Below are 16,015 nucleotides of genomic sequence, written 5' to 3'. Positions count from 1 at the left end.
GCGGGCGATAACACGTCCGAACGGAGAATGTCATGCGAGGACGCTATGCCGCGTTGAGCATACTGGCCATTGGCGTGAGCACTTTGGCCGGAGTTGCTGGTGAACGATATTTGTGGAACCCTGTCGTGGGGTCACAGGCCACCGGGCCCGAGGTGCTGTACTGGGTCGCGCCGATGGATGCGAACTATCGCCGGGACGGGCCGGGCAAATCCCCCATGGGGATGAACCTGGTTCCCGTTTACGCGGGTCAAGAGCCCTCGGGCGATCCTTCCGAGGTCAGGCTTTCCGCGCCCGAGATCAACGCAATCGGTGTCCGAACGGCCATTGCCCGGATGGAAACCGTCTCGGAGCGGATCGAGACCGTGGGCTACGTTGGGTACGACGACCACCTGACAAGCCATGTCCACACGCGCGTCGAGGGCTGGGTCGAGACACTCAATGTGCGTGCCGTGGGCGATCAAGTCGCCAAGGGCGATGTTCTTTTCGAGATGTTTTCACCTGTGATCGGATCGTCTAGCGCGGATCTGATCCGGGCCATCGAGGCGGGCGATCAGAGGATTGTCGAACTGGCGCGCAGCAGCCTGCGCAGTCAAGGCATGTCGGATCGGCAGATTGACGAGATCGCCAGTTCCGGCCGGTTTGCCCGCAACCTGCATGTCTATGCACCGCAAGACGGGGTTGTTATCTCGCTCGAGGCGGCGGACGGAATGTTTCTGCAACCCAACACGAGGGCGCTGTCGCTGACCGATCCATCAAGGGTCTGGCTGATTGCGGATGTCTTCGAGCGCGATATCGGGCGCCTGTCCGAGAACATGACGGCAGTGGCAGAGTTCGACCACCTGCCGGGTTCACGTTTCGAAGGACGGATCGACTACATCTATCCAGAGCTTGATGCCCGCACGCGGACCCTGCCGGTGCGATTGCGATTTGACAATCGCGACCGCCTGCTCAGGACCAACATGTTCGGGACTGTCGTCCTTGTTCCGGACCAGACTCGCGAGGGGGTGACGGTCCCAAGCGAAGCGATCATTCGCACGGGGCAGGCCGAGCGGATCATTCTCAAAATCGGGGAGGGCACGTTCAAGCCCCGGCTGATCACCACCGGGCTGCGCGATGCCTTTGGTGAAGGCGGGCGCACGGAGGTCTTGCAGGGGCTTGCCCCCGGCGAAGAGGTCGTGGCCTCTGCACAATTCCTGATCGACAGCGAAAGCGCGCTTTCTGCGGGGCTGATGCGCATGGCTCCGACCGATGTGGCGCCTGCGCGGGGGCGAGGCACGCTTGTCGCTCTTGACCCCGACACACGCATGGCGACGCTTCGCCACGATGCATTGGAAGCCCTCGACTGGCCGGCGATGACCTCGCGGTTCCCGGTGCGCGCGGATATTGCGATCGACCGCTTCAAGCCTGGTCAGATGGTGGTGTTCCACCTCGCGCGCGGGGCCGATGGGCAGCTTGGCCTGATTGATCTCGGGGGGGATGACGGGATTGCGGCGACCGCGACGGGTTTGGTTGCGGCCGTGACACACGATGGCAAGCTGACCATGCGCCATGACGCGATTCCCGCTATTGGCTGGCCGGCCATGCAGATGGATATGTCGGTGGCAGGGCTTGACCCGGCAACGGTGCCCTTGGGTGAAAGGATCGAATTCGATCTGGCGAAGGGTGAGGATGGCGGCTTTGTCATCGTGGCTGTCCGTGCAGCGGGCACCGGGGAGCAGGACGCGACCGGGCCAGAGCTTGCCGTGTCAGTGGCGGTATCACCCATCACCGTCCCCGGCCGCATCGAAGAAATCCACGCAGAGGATCGGACGGCAACAATTGCCCATGGACCGATCCCGGAAACAGGCATGCCGGGGATGACGATGCGGTTCGGGCTTGCCGAGACGCTTGATCCGGCAACGCTTGGCCTCGACACCGACCTGATCCTGACATTCGCGCGCCCGGACGGTGTGACCATGGTCTTGACCGCGGCCGAACCGGCGTGGCCACCAATGCATGTCCCTGGAACGATCAATGCAATCGATCGGGATGCGGCGCGCGCCAATATCAGCCACGGTCCGATCGCTGATATCGGCATGCCGGGGATGACGATGGATTTCGCCATCGCACCAGAGCTTGATACGGAAAGTTTGCCGGTTGGCCGGGAAATCGGGCTGCTTCTTGCGCGCAATCCCAACCTGTCGCTGACCCTTGTCGGGGTCGCGCCCGCGCCGGAGTTGCTGCAATGATCCCGATGATCATCAGGGCGTCGATCACCAATCGGCTGTTGGTGCTTGCATTCGCCATGCTGCTGGCTGGTGCCGGGATCTGGGCGCTCCGCTCCACTCCGGTCGATGCCATTCCCGATCTGTCCGATGTGCAGGTCATCATCAAGACGCCATATCCGGGACAGGCCCCGCAGGTGGTCGAGGATCAGGTGACCTTTCCCATCACCACGGCGATGCTTGCCGTGCCGGGTGCAACCGATGTGCGCGGCTTTTCCTTTTTCGGCGACAGTTTCGTCTACATCGTTTTCGAGGATGGGACCGACCTCTATTGGGCGCGCAGCCGCGTTCTGGAATACTTGCAGCAGATCGCTGCGGATCTGCCCGAAGGCGTCACCCCGGAATTGGGCCCTGATGCAACCGGCGTCGGCTGGATCTATCAATACGCCTTGATCGATCGCACGGGCGGCCATGATCTGGCACAGTTGAGAACGCTGCAGGACTGGTTCCTGAAGTTCGAACTTCAGAGTGTTGAGGGCGTGTCCGAGGTGGCCACCATCGGCGGCATGGTCAAACAGTATCAGGTGGTCGTTGATCCCAACAAGCTGCGCGCCTATGATCTTTCACTGGCGCGCATCCAGGCGGCGATCGAGGCCGCAAACCGGGAAACCGGGGGCAGCGTCATCGAAATGGGTGAGGCGGAATACATGATCCGCTCCACCGGCTATGTGAACGAACTGGCCGATCTGGCAGCCGCCCCCTTGATGGTGAACGCGCGCGGCGCCGCGGTCACCCTGGGTGACATCGCCGATATCCGTCTCGGGCCTGAAATGCGCCGAGGGGTTGGCGAGTTCGGTGGCGAGGGCGATGCTGTCGGCGGTGTTGTCATCCTGCGGTGGGGCGGGAATGCGCTGGCCACGATCAAGGCCGTCGAGGCGCGGATCGAAGAGTTGCGCGGCAGTCTGCCCGAGGGCGTGGAGATCGTCACAACCTACAATCGTTCCGGTGTCATAGAGCGGGCGATTGAAACCCTGACGGACAAGTTGACCGAGGAATTCATCGTCGTGGTCCTCGTTTGTGGCGTGTTTCTGCTGCATCTGCGGTCTTCTCTGGTGATCGTTCTCTCGCTGCCCCTGGGCATCTTCGCGGCCTTTTTCATCATGAAGCTGCAAGGTGTAAACGCCAACATCATGTCGCTCGGGGGCATCGCAATCGCCATCGGGGCGATGGTTGACGCGGCCATCGTGATGATCGAAGCAATGCACAGGCGGATCGAAAAGGAACCCCTGACCAAGGAGAATCGGTGGCGGATCGTGTCGGAATGCTCGTCCGAGGTGGGCCCGGCGCTTTTCTTCTCGCTGGCCATCATCGCGGTCAGCTTTCTGCCTGTCTTTGTTCTTGAGAGCCAGGAAGGGCGTTTGTTCAAGCCGCTGGCCTTTACCAAAACCTATGCCATGGCGGCGGCTGCGATCCTGTCGATCACATTGGTGCCCGTGCTGATGGGTTATTTCGTGCGCGGACGGATCCTGCCCGAACACAAGAACCCGTTGAACAGGCTGGTGATCTGGCTTTACCGGCCTTTCCTGGATGCGGCCGTGGCCTGGCCCTGGGCGACATCGGTGCTTGCCATCGCGGTGGTTTTCTCGATGGCGTGGCCGCTGCAACGGCTGGGAACCGAGTTCATGCCAGAGCTGAATGAGGGCGATCTGCTCTATATGCCCTCGCTCCATCCCGGCGTGTCCATCGGCAAGGCGCGCGAAGTGCTGCAACAAACTGACCGTCTGATTGCCACCCTTCCCGAAGTGCAAACGGTGCATGGCAAACTGGGGCGTGCCGATACGGCCACGGACCCGGCGCCGCTGACGATGGTCGAAACGACAATCCAGCTCAAGCCCGAGGCGGAGTGGCGCGAGGGCATGACCATGGAGCGTATCCGCGAGGAACTGGACCGCATCGTGCAGCTTCCAGGCGTGACCAATGTCTGGATCCAACCGATCAAGAATCGCATCGACATGCTGGCCACCGGCATCAAGACCCCTGTCGGGGTCAAGATTTCCGGCGCGGATCTCTCTGTGATCGAACGCATCGGCGTCGAGGTCGAAAAGGCCGTGGTGGGCATCGACGGCACGGCATCCGCCTTTGCCGAACGTCCCGTCGGCGGGCGTTTCATCGAGATCAACGTCAATCGAAACGCCGCTGCCCGCTACATGATGAGCGTGCGCGAGCTTCAGGATGTGGTGCAATCCGCAATCGGCGGTCTGAATGTTTCGGAAAGCGTCGAGGGATTGGAACGGTTCCCGATCAACCTGCGCTATCCGCAGAGCTGGCGCGACAGCCCGGACAAGTTGCGCAACCTGCCGGTCGTGACACCCTCGGGTGCGCATGTGCCGCTTGGGGCGATGGCCGATATCTCTGTGGTCGATGGCCCCGGCATGATCCGATCCGAGAATGCCCGGCGCACGGGATTTGTCTTTATCGACATCGCCGGGCGCGATCTGGGGGGATATGTCCAGGAGGCCCGTCAGGTCGTGGCCGACACCGTCACCCTGCCGCCGGGCTATTCCATCACCTGGGCCGGGCAGTATGAGTATATCCAGCGGATGCAGGCACGCCTGACCCTCGTGGCACCCGCGACATTGCTGATCATCACGCTGATGCTGTTCATGGCGTTTTCGCGCGTGACAGAGGTTGCCATCATCCTCGCGGCCTTGCCGGTGGCATTGGCCGGCGGCGTCTGGCTGGTCTGGTATCTCGCCTTCGATATTTCCGTCGCGGTTCTGGTGGGCTTTATCGCGCTGGCCGGTGTCGCGGTTGAAACGGCCATCGTCATGCTGCTCTATCTCAATCTGGCATGGCAGAAACGCCGCAACCTCGCCCAGGATCAGGGCCGCCCCCTGACATCGCTGGATATCGAGGAAGTTGTTTTTGAGGGGGCCTTGCTGCGGGCGCGGCCCAAGGTGATGACCGTGGCCACGATCTTTGCCGGGCTTGTGCCGATCATGTATGGTCATGGGACCGGCTCCGAGATCATGAAGCGTATCGCCGCCCCGATGATCGGCGGCATGGCGACGGCAACCCTGCTGACCCTGCTGGTGATCCCTGCGATCTACGTGATCTGGAAACGCCTCGCCTTGCCGCGCGTGAACCGCGATCTGGCGGGTGCGTCACGGCCAATACCCCCATCCCACCCCTCTACGGTGCCTGGCGAATGAGCGTCCGGCACCCTCTGGCGCAGTCAAAAAGGAGATCCCCATGCGCAAGACCCTACTGACCTTCACCGCCCTCATCCTGAGCGCCCCGCTGGCCATGGCCCAGATGAGCGGCTCGACAGGAATGGATCACGCTGCCATGGCCATGAGCAAGACATCTGTTGACGGCGCGGTTCATGCCGAGGCCACGGTCAACAGACTCGACGCAGATACAGTGAACGTCAGCCATGGTCCCATCCCCGAGATCGGTTGGCCCGCGATGACCATGGACATGCCATTGGCGGAAGATGCCAATGTGATGGCCGATCTTGCCGCCGGCGATCAGGTCATCATGATGCTGGTGAAAGATGCCCACGGCATGTATGTGATCAAGTCCCTCGCGGCCAGGTAACAGCAAGGCACGCCGCGGCAATCCATTGATTGCCGCGGCGTGTGTCATTGACTGGGAGCAAGGCGGTCGCTGACAGTCATCAGGGTGCGCAGATGACCTGCATCACAGGTCGCAGCGATCCTGGACGAACCCTGGTGGACCCCGGCACCGGGTGCCACACATGGATTGTGCGAAGAATGTAATGCCTTGTCAGGCAGGCCTGACAGCTTTTGCTGCCTCAGACGGTTTGCCCAGGCATCAACCCACCCTCGCGCATGAGGAATTCGGTGATCGCACCCACTCCGCGCCCCTCGCGCAATCCGGCCAGCACATAGGGCCGCCACCCCCGCGCGCGGATCGTATCGGCCTCGAGCCTCGCCAGATCGACCCCCACATGCGGCGCAAGATCGGTCTTGTTGACCACCAGAAGGTCGGATTTCGTCAATCCCGGCCCGCGTTTGCGCGGGATGTCCTGTCCGGCGGCGGTGTCGATGACGTAGATCGTCAGATCCGCCAGTTCCGGGCTGAACGTGGCCGCCAGATTGTCACCGCCCGATTCGATCAGGATCAGGTCGAGATCGGGAAAGGCGGCGGTCAGGTCATCCACCGCCGCCAGATTGATGCTGGCATCCTCGCGGATCGCGGTATGCGGGCAGCCGCCGGTTTCCACGCCCCGGATGCGGTTCGCGGGCAGCACCTGCGCGCGCATGAGAAACTCCGCATCCTCGCGCGTGTAGATGTCATTGGTGATCACCGCCATGGAACAGCGCGGGGCCAGCGCCCGCGCCAGCGCCGCCGTCAGCGTGGTCTTGCCCGCGCCCACCGGGCCGCCGATGCCCACCCGCAGCGGGCCGTTCATGCTCTTGCCTGTCATGTGCGAAATATCCTCACGTCCATGGTTTCGTGGCGCAGCGCCGCCAGATCGCCCGCCAGTGCGCAGGTGCCGATATCGTCCAGACTGGCCCCCGCCGCGCGTGTGGCCAGGTCCTCGATCACCGGCAGGAGCCGCGACAGCACCGCCTGCCCCTCTGTCTGACCCAGCGGCACATGGCGGATGGCGATTGTGACGAGGTTGCCGGCAAAGCCCTGAAGATAAAGCGCCGCCACGTCGCGCGCGGGCAGGGCGAGCGGGGCCGCCGCCTCTGCCACCGCGACCGGCAGAAGGCGCGGGACCATCGCGCGCCCCGTCATCCCGGCCACGGTGCGGGCAAAGGCCGCGCCCTGCCCGGCGCTCTCACGCCATCGCTCGGCCGAGGGTTGCAGCGCGCGCGCCAGATCGTCCAGCGCATCGCACTCCCCTTGCAGCGCACGGCACAGCAGCACCGCATCCTGCCAGCCCGCGCCGAAGCGCAGGATATTGCGCAACCAGACCTCAAGGCTTGGCGCATCCTGCACGACACCCGCTGCGATCTCGGCCTCCAGCCCGTGCGAATAGGCAAAAGCCCCCGTCGGAAAGGCGGGCGAGAGCCAGTGCACGAGGGTGAGATGCGCGGGCGTGAGCATCAGGCGTGGGCGTGATGCGTGTGGCCGTGATCATGCCCCATGGTGCGCCCCTTGCCATAGGCCCCGCCCTCGGGTCGAAAGGGGCCGGTGACGGGCGTCAACGCCGCACCAAGCTGCGCCAGCATCGCCTCGATCACATGATCCCGCCGGATCGTCAGGTGATCGGCACCCATCTCACAGGGCGTGTGCCGGTTGCCGATATGCCACGCCAGACGCGCCAGATCGCCGCGCACCTCGATGAGATCCTCTGGCGCGGCCTCGACCCCCACCGCGCGGCCATCGTCAAGCGCAAAACCCCAGTGATCGTCAAGGTTGGTCACCTCGGCCAGATCGACCAGAAAGGCGAGCCCGCCCCGCCCCACCAGCCGCTTGCGCCGCAAGAGCCGCGCGTCATAGCCAAGCGCGACGGTATCCGCGCTTTGGTCAGGCGCATGCGACAGAAGGCGGCGGGCAACGGGCAAGTCGGTCATGTCTCTGCCTCTCAATACAGGAAATAGCGTTGCGCCAGCGGCAATTCCGTGGCGGGCGCGCAGGTGAGCAATTCGCCATCGGCGCGCACCTCATAGGTTTCCGGGTCCACCTCGATCCTTGGCGTGGCGGCGTTCAGGATCATGTCGGATTTGCCCGTGTGCCGCGTGTTCGCCACCGGCAGCGTGGTCTTGGCCAGCCCCAGCGTCGCACCGATCCCGTCCGCCTGCGCCGCCGCGCTGACAAAGAGCACCGAGGACCGTTCCAGCGCCCGCCCGAAGGCCCCGAACATGGGGCGCGAATGCACCGGCTGCGCCGGGATCGAGCCGTTGGGATCACCCATCTGCGCCAGCACGATGGTCCCGCCCATCAGCACCATTTCCGGTTTCGCGCCAAAGAACGCCGGATCCCACAGCACCAGATCGGCGCGCTTGCCGGGCGTGATGCTGCCGATATGGGCGGAAATGCCATGCGCGATGGCGGGGTTGATGGTGTATTTGGCGATATAGCGGCGCACCCGGAAATTGTCGTTTTCGCCGGTTTCCTCCGTCAGGCGCCCGCGCTGCTTGCGCATCTTGTCGGCGGTCTGCCATGTGCGGATGATCACCTCTCCCACGCGGCCCATGGCCTGACTGTCGGACGCCATGACCGAAAACGCGCCCATGTCGTGCAGGATGTCCTCGGCGGCGATGGTCTCGCGCCGTATGCGGCTCTCAGCAAAGGCCACGTCCTCGGGGATGGTCCGGTCAAGGTGATGACAGACCATCAGCATGTCGAGATGTTCCTCAATGGTGTTGACGGTGTAGGGCATGGTCGGGTTGGTCGAGGAGGGCAGCACATTCTGCGAGGACACCACCTTCATGATGTCGGGGGCGTGCCCGCCGCCTGCGCCCTCGGTGTGATAGGCGTGGATGGTGCGGCCCTTGATGGCGGCGAGGGTGTTTTCCACGAACCCGCTTTCGTTGAGCGTATCGGTGTGGATCATCACCTGCACGTCCATGTCATCGGCGACACTCAGGCAACAGTCGATGGCACCGGGCGTGGTGCCCCAATCCTCGTGCAATTTCAGCGCGCAGGCCCCGGCATGGACCTGCTCGATCAGCGCGGCGGGCAGGCTGGCGTTGCCCTTGCCCGCGAACCCGAGGTTCATCGGAAAGGCATCCGCCGCCTGCAACATCCGCCCGATATGAAACGCCCCCGGCGTGCAGGTGGTGGCAAGCGTGCCATGGGCAGGCCCGGTGCCGCCGCCCAGCATGGTGGTGATGCCGGAATGGAGCGCGTCGTCGATCTGCTGCGGGCAGATGAAATGGATATGCGCGTCAAACCCGCCGGGGGTGAGGATGCGGCCCTCTCCGGCGATGATCTCGGTTCCCGGCCCGATGATGATGTCCACGCCGGGTTGCGTGTCGGGGTTGCCCGCCTTGCCGATGGCGGCAATCAGCCCGTCCCGCAGCCCCACATCGGCCTTGGTGATCCCCTGATGATCGACGATCAGCGCGTTGGTGATGACCGTGTCCATCGCCCCGCCCGCCCGCGTGGTCTGGGATTGGCCCATGCCGTCGCGGATGACTTTGCCGCCGCCGAATTTCACCTCTTCGCCATAGGTGGTCAGATCACGCTCTACCTCGATGATGAGGTCAGTATCGCCCAGCCGCAGCCGGTCGCCCGTGGTGGGGCCATACATGGCGGCATAGGCGGCGCGGGGGATCGCGTAGGGCATCTAGAGGTCTCCGATAACCCGTGGCGCGCCGTCGGGCTGGGCCCGACCGCGGGGGGGCGCAGCAACCGCTGAGGCGGGGCGATTTATGGTGCCGAATACTGCGACGATTGCACGCGTGTGCGAGGCTGCAAAAGCGCCCGCCCGGGGGGCGGTCGGGCGCTGCCCGGCGGCGCTTCGCGCCTCGATTCCGGGCAAGAGGCACATTTTATCAATCCCGCACATCTACAAATCCCCCATCACCTGTTGATTGAATCCGAACACCCGCCGCGCGCCGCCATAGGGAACAAGCCGCACCTCGCGGCTTTGCCCCGGCTCGAAGCGGATCGCGGTGCCTGCGGGAATGTCCAACCGTTGCCCGCGCGCTGTGGCGCGGTCAAAGGACAGCCCCGGATTGGCCTCGGCGAAATGGTAATGGCTGCCCACCTGCACGGGCCGGTCGCCGGTATTGGCCACCATCAGCACGGTGACGGGGCGGCCCGCGTTCAGCGTAATCTCGCCCTCGGCGGGGAACACTTCTCCGGGGATCATTTCCGCCACCGGGCCAGCGCATAGCCGCCTGCCAGCGCCAGCGCACCCACCACGATCAGCCACAGGGCATCAATCCCGTGCGGGTGCAGATGCGGGCCGGAATCGGCCTGCGCCAGCGTCGGCAGCAGGATAAGGGGGATGAGGACGTAACGCATGGGTCTCTCCTTTCAGCGGATCGGGTTGTGGACGGTGACAAGCTTGGTGCCGTCGGGGAATGTCGCCTCGACCTGCACGGAATGGATCATCTGCGCGATGCCCGACATGCACTGATCGGCGGTGACGACATGCGCGCCCGCCTCCATCAGATCGGCCACCGTGCGGCCCTCGCGCGCGCCCTCGACCACGAAATCGGTGATCAGCGCCACCGCCTCGGGATGGTTGAGACACACACCGCGCGCCAGCCTGCCACGCGCCACCATCGCGGCGAGACTGATCAGCAGCTTGTCCTTTTCGCGGGGGGTCAGGTTCATCGCATATCTCTCCTAGATCTGCCAGACGCGGGGGCACGGACCGGGGCGCAGCACCGCCAGCAACCGCAGGATCTGCCGCCGCAGCGGCCAGCCATCGCCCGCCATCAGCCGCACGACCAGCCGCCCGTCAAAGCCCGAGGCGCCGCCCGCGACGCCCGGCTCATCCAGCACGCAGCGCACCCGCGCCACCGCGTCCTCGGCCCCCTGCGCCACCAGCGCCAGCGTGGCAAAGGCGCGCGCGCCGTTCAGCACGCCGGGACCGGCCGTCAACGCAGCGGTGCCCAGATGCAGCGGCTCGACCAGCACCGGGCGAGCGTCGCGCGTGATCCGGCGGATGTCGCGCAGGCATACCTGCGTCACCGTCTCGCCCATGGCGGCACGGCCCAGAATTACCGCCTCCAGCATCAGGCAGGACGCGCCGGGGCCAAGGTCGATCACCGTCTCGCGGTCAAGACTGCTTTGATCGAACAGGATCGTTTCCTGCGGCAGCCAATCCAGATGCGCGCCCGCCCCCACCACATGCCGTACCTCGACGCGCGCCGCACCGCCGGTGCTGCGATAGGCGCGCTCTGCTGTCTGGGTGGTGGCCGTGGCCCGGCATCCCTGCCCAAGATCGAGCGACAGCGACAGCCGGTCGCCCCCCGCCAACCCGCCGGATGTGTTGAGAAACACCACCTCCGGCCCCGATGCCCCCGGATGCACGAAAGCCTTGGCCGATCCTGCCTGCGCCAGCCGTTCCAGCCGTCCAGCCCCCGGACCGGGCACGATCGTGACACGCACGCGCCCGTGAGAGCGTTCAAGGACGGGGGCAGGCACGGCAGTCATCGGCGGGGCGCTCCTTTTGCGATCAGCCTAGCCATGCCGTGACCGACCGCCAGACAGGGCCGGACCTGCCCCCCGCTCACGGGCGCGCTGATAGGCCTGATTGCCCGAAAAACCGGCAGTTCGCTCATCAAATAGACACTTCGCGCAAGAGCCGCGCCCGCTCGACCATCGCCGCAGGCTCTGACAACCGCACCTCGCCCCGGTTCAACACCACCAGATCATCCGCCAGCCCGTAGGCGAAATCGAAATATTGCTCGACCAGAACGATGGCGATCTCGCCCTCGTCGCGCAAAAGCCGGATCACTTCGCCGATCTGCTTGATGATATTGGGCTGGATGCCTTCGGTCGGCTCATCCAGCAACAGCACGCGGGGCCGCGCGATCAGCGCGCGGGCAATGGCAAGCTGCTGTTGCTGACCACCCGACAGATCGCCGCCGCGCCGGTCCTTCATCTGCGCCAGCACCGGGAACAGATCATAGATACGCGGCGGAATCCGATGCTCTGATTTCGGCAGGCAGGCAAAGCCGGTTTGCAGGTTCTCGGTGACGGTCAGCAGCGGAAACACCTCGCGCCCCTGCGGCACATAGGCGATGCCCGCCTTCGCCGCCTGCGCCGCGCTCAGATGGTGCAACTCTGCCCCATCGAGCGTGATGCGTCCGCCCGAATAGGGGTGCCGCCCGGCGATGGCCTTCAGGAGGCTGGTCTTGCCCACCCCGTTGGTGCCCATCACCGCCGTCACCGCACCGGGCCGCGCGCTCAGGCTGACGCCATGCAGGATCTGCGACGCGCCGTAATGCAGGGTCAGGTTCTCGACACTCAGCATGGATCATCTCCCCAGATAGACATCAATCACCTGTTGGTTGCGGGTGACGTGATCCAGACTGCCCTCGGCCAGAACCGCGCCCTCGTGCAGCACCGTCACCCGGCAATCGAGGCGGCGCACGAATTCCATGTCATGCTCGATCACCACCACGGCGCGGGTCTGCGCCGCGCGTTTCAAGAGATCGGTGGTGTGTTCGCGCTCGGCAGGGGTCATGCCGGCGGCAGGCTCATCCACCAGCAAGAGGCGCGGATCCTGCGCCAGCAACATGCCGATTTCCAGCCATTGCTTCTGCCCGTGGCTCAACTCTCCGGCAGGGCGGGGCAGCGCATCGGCAAGGCCGATCTCCTCGGCCAGATCGCGGATGCGGTCATCGGCTCTGCGCGATCGGCGGGCGCGCAGCACGTCGAACGGCCCGCGCGGCGCACGCAGGGCCATGGCAAGGTTGTCACGCACGCTTTGGGCCTCGAACACCGTGGGTTTCTGGAACTTGCGCCCAATGCCCGCCTGCGCGATGGCGCTCTCGCTCAGCCCCAGAAGCGAGACGGATTTCTCGCCCCAGATCACCCGGCCCTCATCTGGTTTCGTCTTGCCCGTGACGATATCCATGAAGGTCGTCTTGCCCGCACCGTTGGGTCCGATGATTGCGCGCAGCCCTGTCTCGGGGATGGAAATGGACAGGTTGTTGATGGCGCGGAACCCGTCGAAGGTGACGGACACGCCCGAGACTTCCAGAATCGCGCTCATGATTTCCTCACCAGCCGGTCAAACAGCCCGCCGATGCCGCGCGGCAGGAAAAGCGTGACCGCGACAAAGCCAAAACCCAAGAGCACCAGCCACCAGTCGGTCCAGTTGATGCGGTAAAAGCCAAGGTCGATCGCGGGCGCGCCGCCGCCGGTGAACCAGCTTGAGGCAAGGCTGACCACCGCCGCGCCGATCACCGCGCCATAAAGCCGCCCGCGCCCGCCGATGGCGACCCAGACGGCGAGGTAAATGGACGCGATAGGCGCAATTTCCGCCGGGTTCACGATGCCCGCCTGCGGATAATAGAGCGCCCCGGCGATCCCCGCGATGATGGCCGTGAGGGTAAAGACCACCAGCTTGTAATGCTCCACCTCGTAGCCGAGAAACCGCACCCGCGCCTCATTGTCGCGGATCGCGCGGATGACCGAGCCGAACTTGCCCGAGACCAGCCAGGCGAAGAACAGATAGCCAAGCCCGAGCGCCGCCGCCGAGGCCCAGAAGAACCACAGCGAAAGGGTCGCCTGCGGCAGATGATCGAGACCGGGAATGTTCTGCAACCCCGAAAGGCCGTTATTGCCGCGCAGCCCGCTGTCGTTCTGGAAAAGGTAGAGCGACAGCGCCAGCGTCATCGCCTGCGTCAGGATCGACAGGTAAACGCCGGTGACGCGGCTTCGAAAAGCCAGCCAGCCGAACACCAGCGCCAGAAGCCCCGGCACCAGCACCACCATCGCCAGTTGCAAGGGCAGCGAATGGGCAAAGCCCCAGAGCACGGGCAACTTGCTGCTGCCCACCACGCCAAAGATCTGGCCGGCGATGGCGTCGGTGATCTCGGTCCTTGTGGGCGGGATCGGGGCGGACAAAAGCGCCTCGGTCACGATGCCCTCGGTGCGGGCATACATCAGCCACATGCCGATGGCATAGCCGCCGATCCCGAAAAAGGCGAAATGGCCCAGGCTGAGGATGCCGCAATAGCCCCAGACCACATCCATCGCCACGGCGATCAGGCACAGACACAGCGTCATGCCGAGGATCTTGACCATCGAGGTGGAGAGCGTGCCAAGCCCGAACCCCTCGGCCAGCACCGTCACGCCAAGGGTAAAGAGGCCAAGCCCGCCAAGGAACCACAGGACCGACGGATTTTCCGCCAGAAACCGCCTGCGCGGGGCAATCTCGGGTGTGCTCATGGCTCAGTCCCCCGCCGCGCGGCCCTTGAGGGCGACGATGCCCTTGGGCCGGAATTGTATGAAAAGGATGATGAAGAGGATCATGTAGGTCTGCGCCGCCAGCGTGTTGGAGGGGTTGAACCATTCGATGCCCTTTTGCAGGAAGCCGATCATCGACGCCCCCGCCAGCGTGCCCCAGACATTGCCGACACCGCCCACCACCACGGTCATGAAACTTTGCACGATGTAGTTGGCCCCCATCTCGGACGTCACCTGCGCATAGAGGCCAATCGCCACGCCCGCGATGCCCGCGATGCCCGAGCCAAGGCCGAAGGTCAGCATGTTGATGCGGTCGGGGTTGATCCCCATCGAGGCCGCCATGCCGGGGTTTTGCGTGACCGCCCGCACCTCCAGCCCCAGCCTTGTGCGCTTGAGGATATAGAGAAGCAGCGCAAGAAAGATCAGCGCCAGCACAAAGATCGCCACCCGGATCGAGGAAATGCCAACAATGTCGTTGAAGGTAAGCGCCCCGCTCAGCCAGTCGGGCGCGGTCAGGGGCCGGGCCTGCGTGCCAAAGATGTTCTTGGCCAGTTGTTGCAGCGCAATGGAGATGCCGAAGGTCGCCAGCAGCGTTTCCAGCGGGCGGGTGTAGAGGTGGCGGATCACCAGCCGCTCCATCGCCACGCCAGCCCCGAAGGTCACGGCAAAGGCCAGCGGCAGGGCAACAATCAGGCTGACGGTGTAATCAGGGATGAAAAGCTGCACCACATAGCCGGTATAGGCCCCCATCATGATGAATTCGCCATGGGCCATATTGATCACGCCCATGACGCCAAAGGTGATGGCAAGCCCGATCGCGGCAAGAAAGAAGATCGACGCCAGCGACAGCCCGTCAAGGATCAGGTCAGCCCCCTGAAAGAGCGCGATCTTGCGTGTGGTGGCCGAAAGTGCCTGCTCTGCGGCGGCGGTGATGTCGGGATCGGGTTCGGAATAGGCCTCGAAGAACACATGCGCGGCCACGGCCTGCGTCACCTCTGCGGGGCCCGAGCGCGGCGGCACGCGGCCCGCCGCCTCCAGCACCTCATAGGCGCGCAGACGCATCGCCTGCGTGTCGAGCCGGTGCAAGGGGATGCCGCCCACGCTGCCGCCCTCGATATGCGCGGAGAGCGCGTCGCGCAGGTCCTTCGCGGTGGGGCGGGGGGGTGCCAGGCGCGCGGCCACAAGCCGGTCATGCGCCTCGGTCTCGGTCAGATCCTCGCCCACCTCCAGCACCCGCGCGATATTGGCCCCCGCAGGCAGTGCCGCCGCCGCGCCCGGCACCCTGGCCGCAATCTGGTTCAGCACGGCGCGCGCCTCTATGGCGGTGTCGCCTGCAAGGCTCTCTATCGCGGCAAGCCGATCCCCGCGATCCGGGCCGAACTGCGCGGTCAGCAGCGTCAGCAGCCGCGCCTTGCGTGCGCGCAGGCCCGCATCCGCCTCGCCATCGAGCGACGCCATCAGCGGCGTGATCTGCCCTGCGTCGGGGCTGCGGGCAATGGCGTCGAGTGCTGCGCGGCGGCGTTCGGGGTCCGGGTCGGACAGCGCGAAGGGCACCAGTGCGGCAGCAACCACGGCGCGCACGCCCGCGTTGGGCCGGATCGGGGCCACATCCCGGCTTGTCAGGCCCGTCACCGTCCTGCCGCCGTCGATCTCTGTCAGCCCACCCGCATCGTCACTGTAAAGAAACACCCCGTCCGCGCGCCGCTCGGCCACGCCGCGATCCTGCCATCGGCGCAGAAATTCCGCCGCCTCGGGATGGCCGGAGGACAGCAGCGCCGCGACCATCGCACCGGCGGTGCCGCGCGAGGGGGCGGCAATCGCCGCGCGATGCTCTTGCAGGAGCGGTTGCAACGGCACCTGGGCATGGCCCGCGTCCGGCAGCAGCAGGACCAGCAGAAGGGCAAGCGCATGGAAACAGGCGCGCAGGGGGTCAGGGCGCATGGGACGATCCG

General features: G+C 65.0%; 15 protein-coding genes. 3 read left to right on the top strand and 12 right to left on the bottom strand.

Annotation, left to right across the window (positions count from 1 at the left end; all coding sequences use genetic code 11):
- Window positions 1–173 precede the first annotated feature (173 nt).
- Genes KAK09_RS14550 through KAK09_RS14540 form a run of 3 tightly spaced genes read left to right on the top strand, consistent with a single transcriptional unit; the run spans window position 174 to window position 5,804 of the window.
- Window positions 174–2,228, top strand: a complete 2,055-nt coding sequence (locus KAK09_RS14550) for an efflux RND transporter periplasmic adaptor subunit (protein ID WP_247651305.1) — start codon at window positions 174–176, stop codon at window positions 2,226–2,228.
- On the top strand, window positions 2,225–5,416 hold the full coding sequence (locus tag KAK09_RS14545; RefSeq protein WP_210879665.1) for an efflux RND transporter permease subunit: 3,192 nt from the start codon (window positions 2,225–2,227) through the stop codon (window positions 5,414–5,416). The genes KAK09_RS14550 and KAK09_RS14545 overlap by 4 nt, the downstream gene beginning before the upstream one ends.
- Before the next feature lie 40 nt (window positions 5,417–5,456).
- Window positions 5,457–5,804, top strand: coding sequence for a copper-binding protein (locus tag KAK09_RS14540; protein ID WP_210879664.1), 348 nt, complete (start codon window positions 5,457–5,459; stop codon window positions 5,802–5,804).
- A gap of 217 nt (window positions 5,805–6,021) precedes the next feature.
- Here KAK09_RS14540 and ureG read toward each other — a convergent pair whose 3' ends face one another.
- From ureG to urtB, 12 genes are all read right to left on the bottom strand, one after another.
- Window positions 6,022–6,657 carry an urease accessory protein UreG gene (gene ureG / locus KAK09_RS14535; protein WP_210879663.1) on the bottom strand — a complete coding sequence of 212 codons (636 nt, stop codon included), beginning with the start codon at window positions 6,655–6,657 and terminating at the stop codon, window positions 6,022–6,024.
- Window positions 6,654–7,286 carry an urease accessory protein UreF gene (locus KAK09_RS14530; RefSeq protein WP_210879662.1) on the bottom strand — a complete coding sequence of 211 codons (633 nt, stop codon included), beginning with the start codon at window positions 7,284–7,286 and terminating at the stop codon, window positions 6,654–6,656. The genes ureG and KAK09_RS14530 overlap by 4 nt, the downstream gene beginning before the upstream one ends.
- Window positions 7,286–7,756, bottom strand: coding sequence for an urease accessory protein UreE (locus KAK09_RS14525; RefSeq protein WP_210879661.1), 471 nt, complete (start codon window positions 7,754–7,756; stop codon window positions 7,286–7,288). Before KAK09_RS14525 ends, KAK09_RS14530 begins: the two co-directional genes overlap by 1 nt.
- A gap of 11 nt (window positions 7,757–7,767) precedes the next feature.
- Entirely contained in the window at window positions 7,768–9,474 is a 1,707-nt protein-coding gene (ureC, locus tag KAK09_RS14520) for an urease subunit alpha (RefSeq protein WP_210879660.1), read from the bottom strand.
- Window positions 9,475–9,696: 222 nt separating this feature from the next.
- Complete coding sequence (locus tag KAK09_RS14515) at window positions 9,697–10,002, bottom strand: urease subunit beta (protein WP_210879659.1); 306 nt, start codon at window positions 10,000–10,002, stop codon at window positions 9,697–9,699.
- On the bottom strand, window positions 9,999–10,157 hold the full coding sequence (locus KAK09_RS14510; RefSeq protein WP_210879658.1) for a hypothetical protein: 159 nt from the start codon (window positions 10,155–10,157) through the stop codon (window positions 9,999–10,001). Before KAK09_RS14510 ends, KAK09_RS14515 begins: the two co-directional genes overlap by 4 nt.
- 12 nt (window positions 10,158–10,169) lie before the next feature.
- Window positions 10,170–10,472: an urease subunit gamma gene (locus KAK09_RS14505; RefSeq protein WP_210879657.1), complete on the bottom strand. Its 303-nt coding sequence runs from the start codon at window positions 10,470–10,472 to the stop codon at window positions 10,170–10,172.
- 12 nt (window positions 10,473–10,484) lie between these two features.
- A complete protein-coding gene (locus KAK09_RS14500) occupies window positions 10,485–11,297 on the bottom strand; it encodes an urease accessory protein UreD (protein WP_210879656.1) in 813 nt (270 codons plus the stop codon).
- A 127-nt stretch (window positions 11,298–11,424) separates the two neighbouring features.
- Window positions 11,425–12,120, bottom strand: a complete 696-nt coding sequence (gene urtE, locus KAK09_RS14495) for an urea ABC transporter ATP-binding subunit UrtE (RefSeq protein ID WP_210879655.1) — start codon at window positions 12,118–12,120, stop codon at window positions 11,425–11,427.
- Between the two features lie 3 nt (window positions 12,121–12,123).
- Window positions 12,124–12,864, bottom strand: coding sequence for an urea ABC transporter ATP-binding protein UrtD (gene urtD / locus KAK09_RS14490; protein ID WP_210879654.1), 741 nt, complete (start codon window positions 12,862–12,864; stop codon window positions 12,124–12,126).
- On the bottom strand, window positions 12,861–14,045 hold the full coding sequence (gene urtC, locus KAK09_RS14485) for an urea ABC transporter permease subunit UrtC (RefSeq protein WP_210879653.1): 1,185 nt from the start codon (window positions 14,043–14,045) through the stop codon (window positions 12,861–12,863). Before urtC ends, urtD begins: the two co-directional genes overlap by 4 nt.
- Window positions 14,046–14,048: 3 nt before the next feature.
- Entirely contained in the window at window positions 14,049–16,004 is a 1,956-nt protein-coding gene (gene urtB / locus KAK09_RS14480) for an urea ABC transporter permease subunit UrtB (RefSeq protein WP_210879652.1), read from the bottom strand.
- Between the last annotated feature and the right edge of the window lie 11 nt (window positions 16,005–16,015).

Source organism: Roseovarius autotrophicus (genome assembly GCF_018069895.1).
GTDB lineage: Bacteria > Pseudomonadota > Alphaproteobacteria > Rhodobacterales > Rhodobacteraceae > Roseovarius > Roseovarius autotrophicus.
This window is presented reverse-complemented; position numbering and strand designations above follow the sequence as displayed.

Excerpts from the sequence above, each read along its gene's own strand:
- KAK09_RS14550 (WP_247651305.1), top strand. The coding sequence starts at position 174 with ATGGATGCGAACTATCGCCGGGACGGGCCGGGCAAATCCCCCATGGGG.
- KAK09_RS14545 (WP_210879665.1), top strand. The coding sequence starts at position 2,225 with ATGATCCCGATGATCATCAGGGCGTCGATCACCAATCGGCTGTTGGTG.
- KAK09_RS14540 (WP_210879664.1), top strand. The coding sequence starts at position 5,457 with ATGCGCAAGACCCTACTGACCTTCACCGCCCTCATCCTGAGCGCCCCG.
- ureG (WP_210879663.1), bottom strand. The coding sequence starts at position 6,657 with ATGACAGGCAAGAGCATGAACGGCCCGCTGCGGGTGGGCATCGGCGGC.
- KAK09_RS14530 (WP_210879662.1), bottom strand. The coding sequence starts at position 7,286 with ATGCTCACGCCCGCGCATCTCACCCTCGTGCACTGGCTCTCGCCCGCC.
- KAK09_RS14525 (WP_210879661.1), bottom strand. The coding sequence starts at position 7,756 with ATGACCGACTTGCCCGTTGCCCGCCGCCTTCTGTCGCATGCGCCTGAC.
- ureC (WP_210879660.1), bottom strand. The coding sequence starts at position 9,474 with ATGCCCTACGCGATCCCCCGCGCCGCCTATGCCGCCATGTATGGCCCC.
- KAK09_RS14515 (WP_210879659.1), bottom strand. The coding sequence starts at position 10,002 with ATGATCCCCGGAGAAGTGTTCCCCGCCGAGGGCGAGATTACGCTGAAC.
- KAK09_RS14510 (WP_210879658.1), bottom strand. The coding sequence starts at position 10,157 with ATGCGTTACGTCCTCATCCCCCTTATCCTGCTGCCGACGCTGGCGCAG.
- KAK09_RS14505 (WP_210879657.1), bottom strand. The coding sequence starts at position 10,472 with ATGAACCTGACCCCCCGCGAAAAGGACAAGCTGCTGATCAGTCTCGCC.
- KAK09_RS14500 (WP_210879656.1), bottom strand. The coding sequence starts at position 11,297 with ATGACTGCCGTGCCTGCCCCCGTCCTTGAACGCTCTCACGGGCGCGTG.
- urtE (WP_210879655.1), bottom strand. The coding sequence starts at position 12,120 with ATGCTGAGTGTCGAGAACCTGACCCTGCATTACGGCGCGTCGCAGATC.
- urtD (WP_210879654.1), bottom strand. The coding sequence starts at position 12,864 with ATGAGCGCGATTCTGGAAGTCTCGGGCGTGTCCGTCACCTTCGACGGG.
- urtC (WP_210879653.1), bottom strand. The coding sequence starts at position 14,045 with ATGAGCACACCCGAGATTGCCCCGCGCAGGCGGTTTCTGGCGGAAAAT.
- urtB (WP_210879652.1), bottom strand. The coding sequence starts at position 16,004 with ATGCGCCCTGACCCCCTGCGCGCCTGTTTCCATGCGCTTGCCCTTCTG.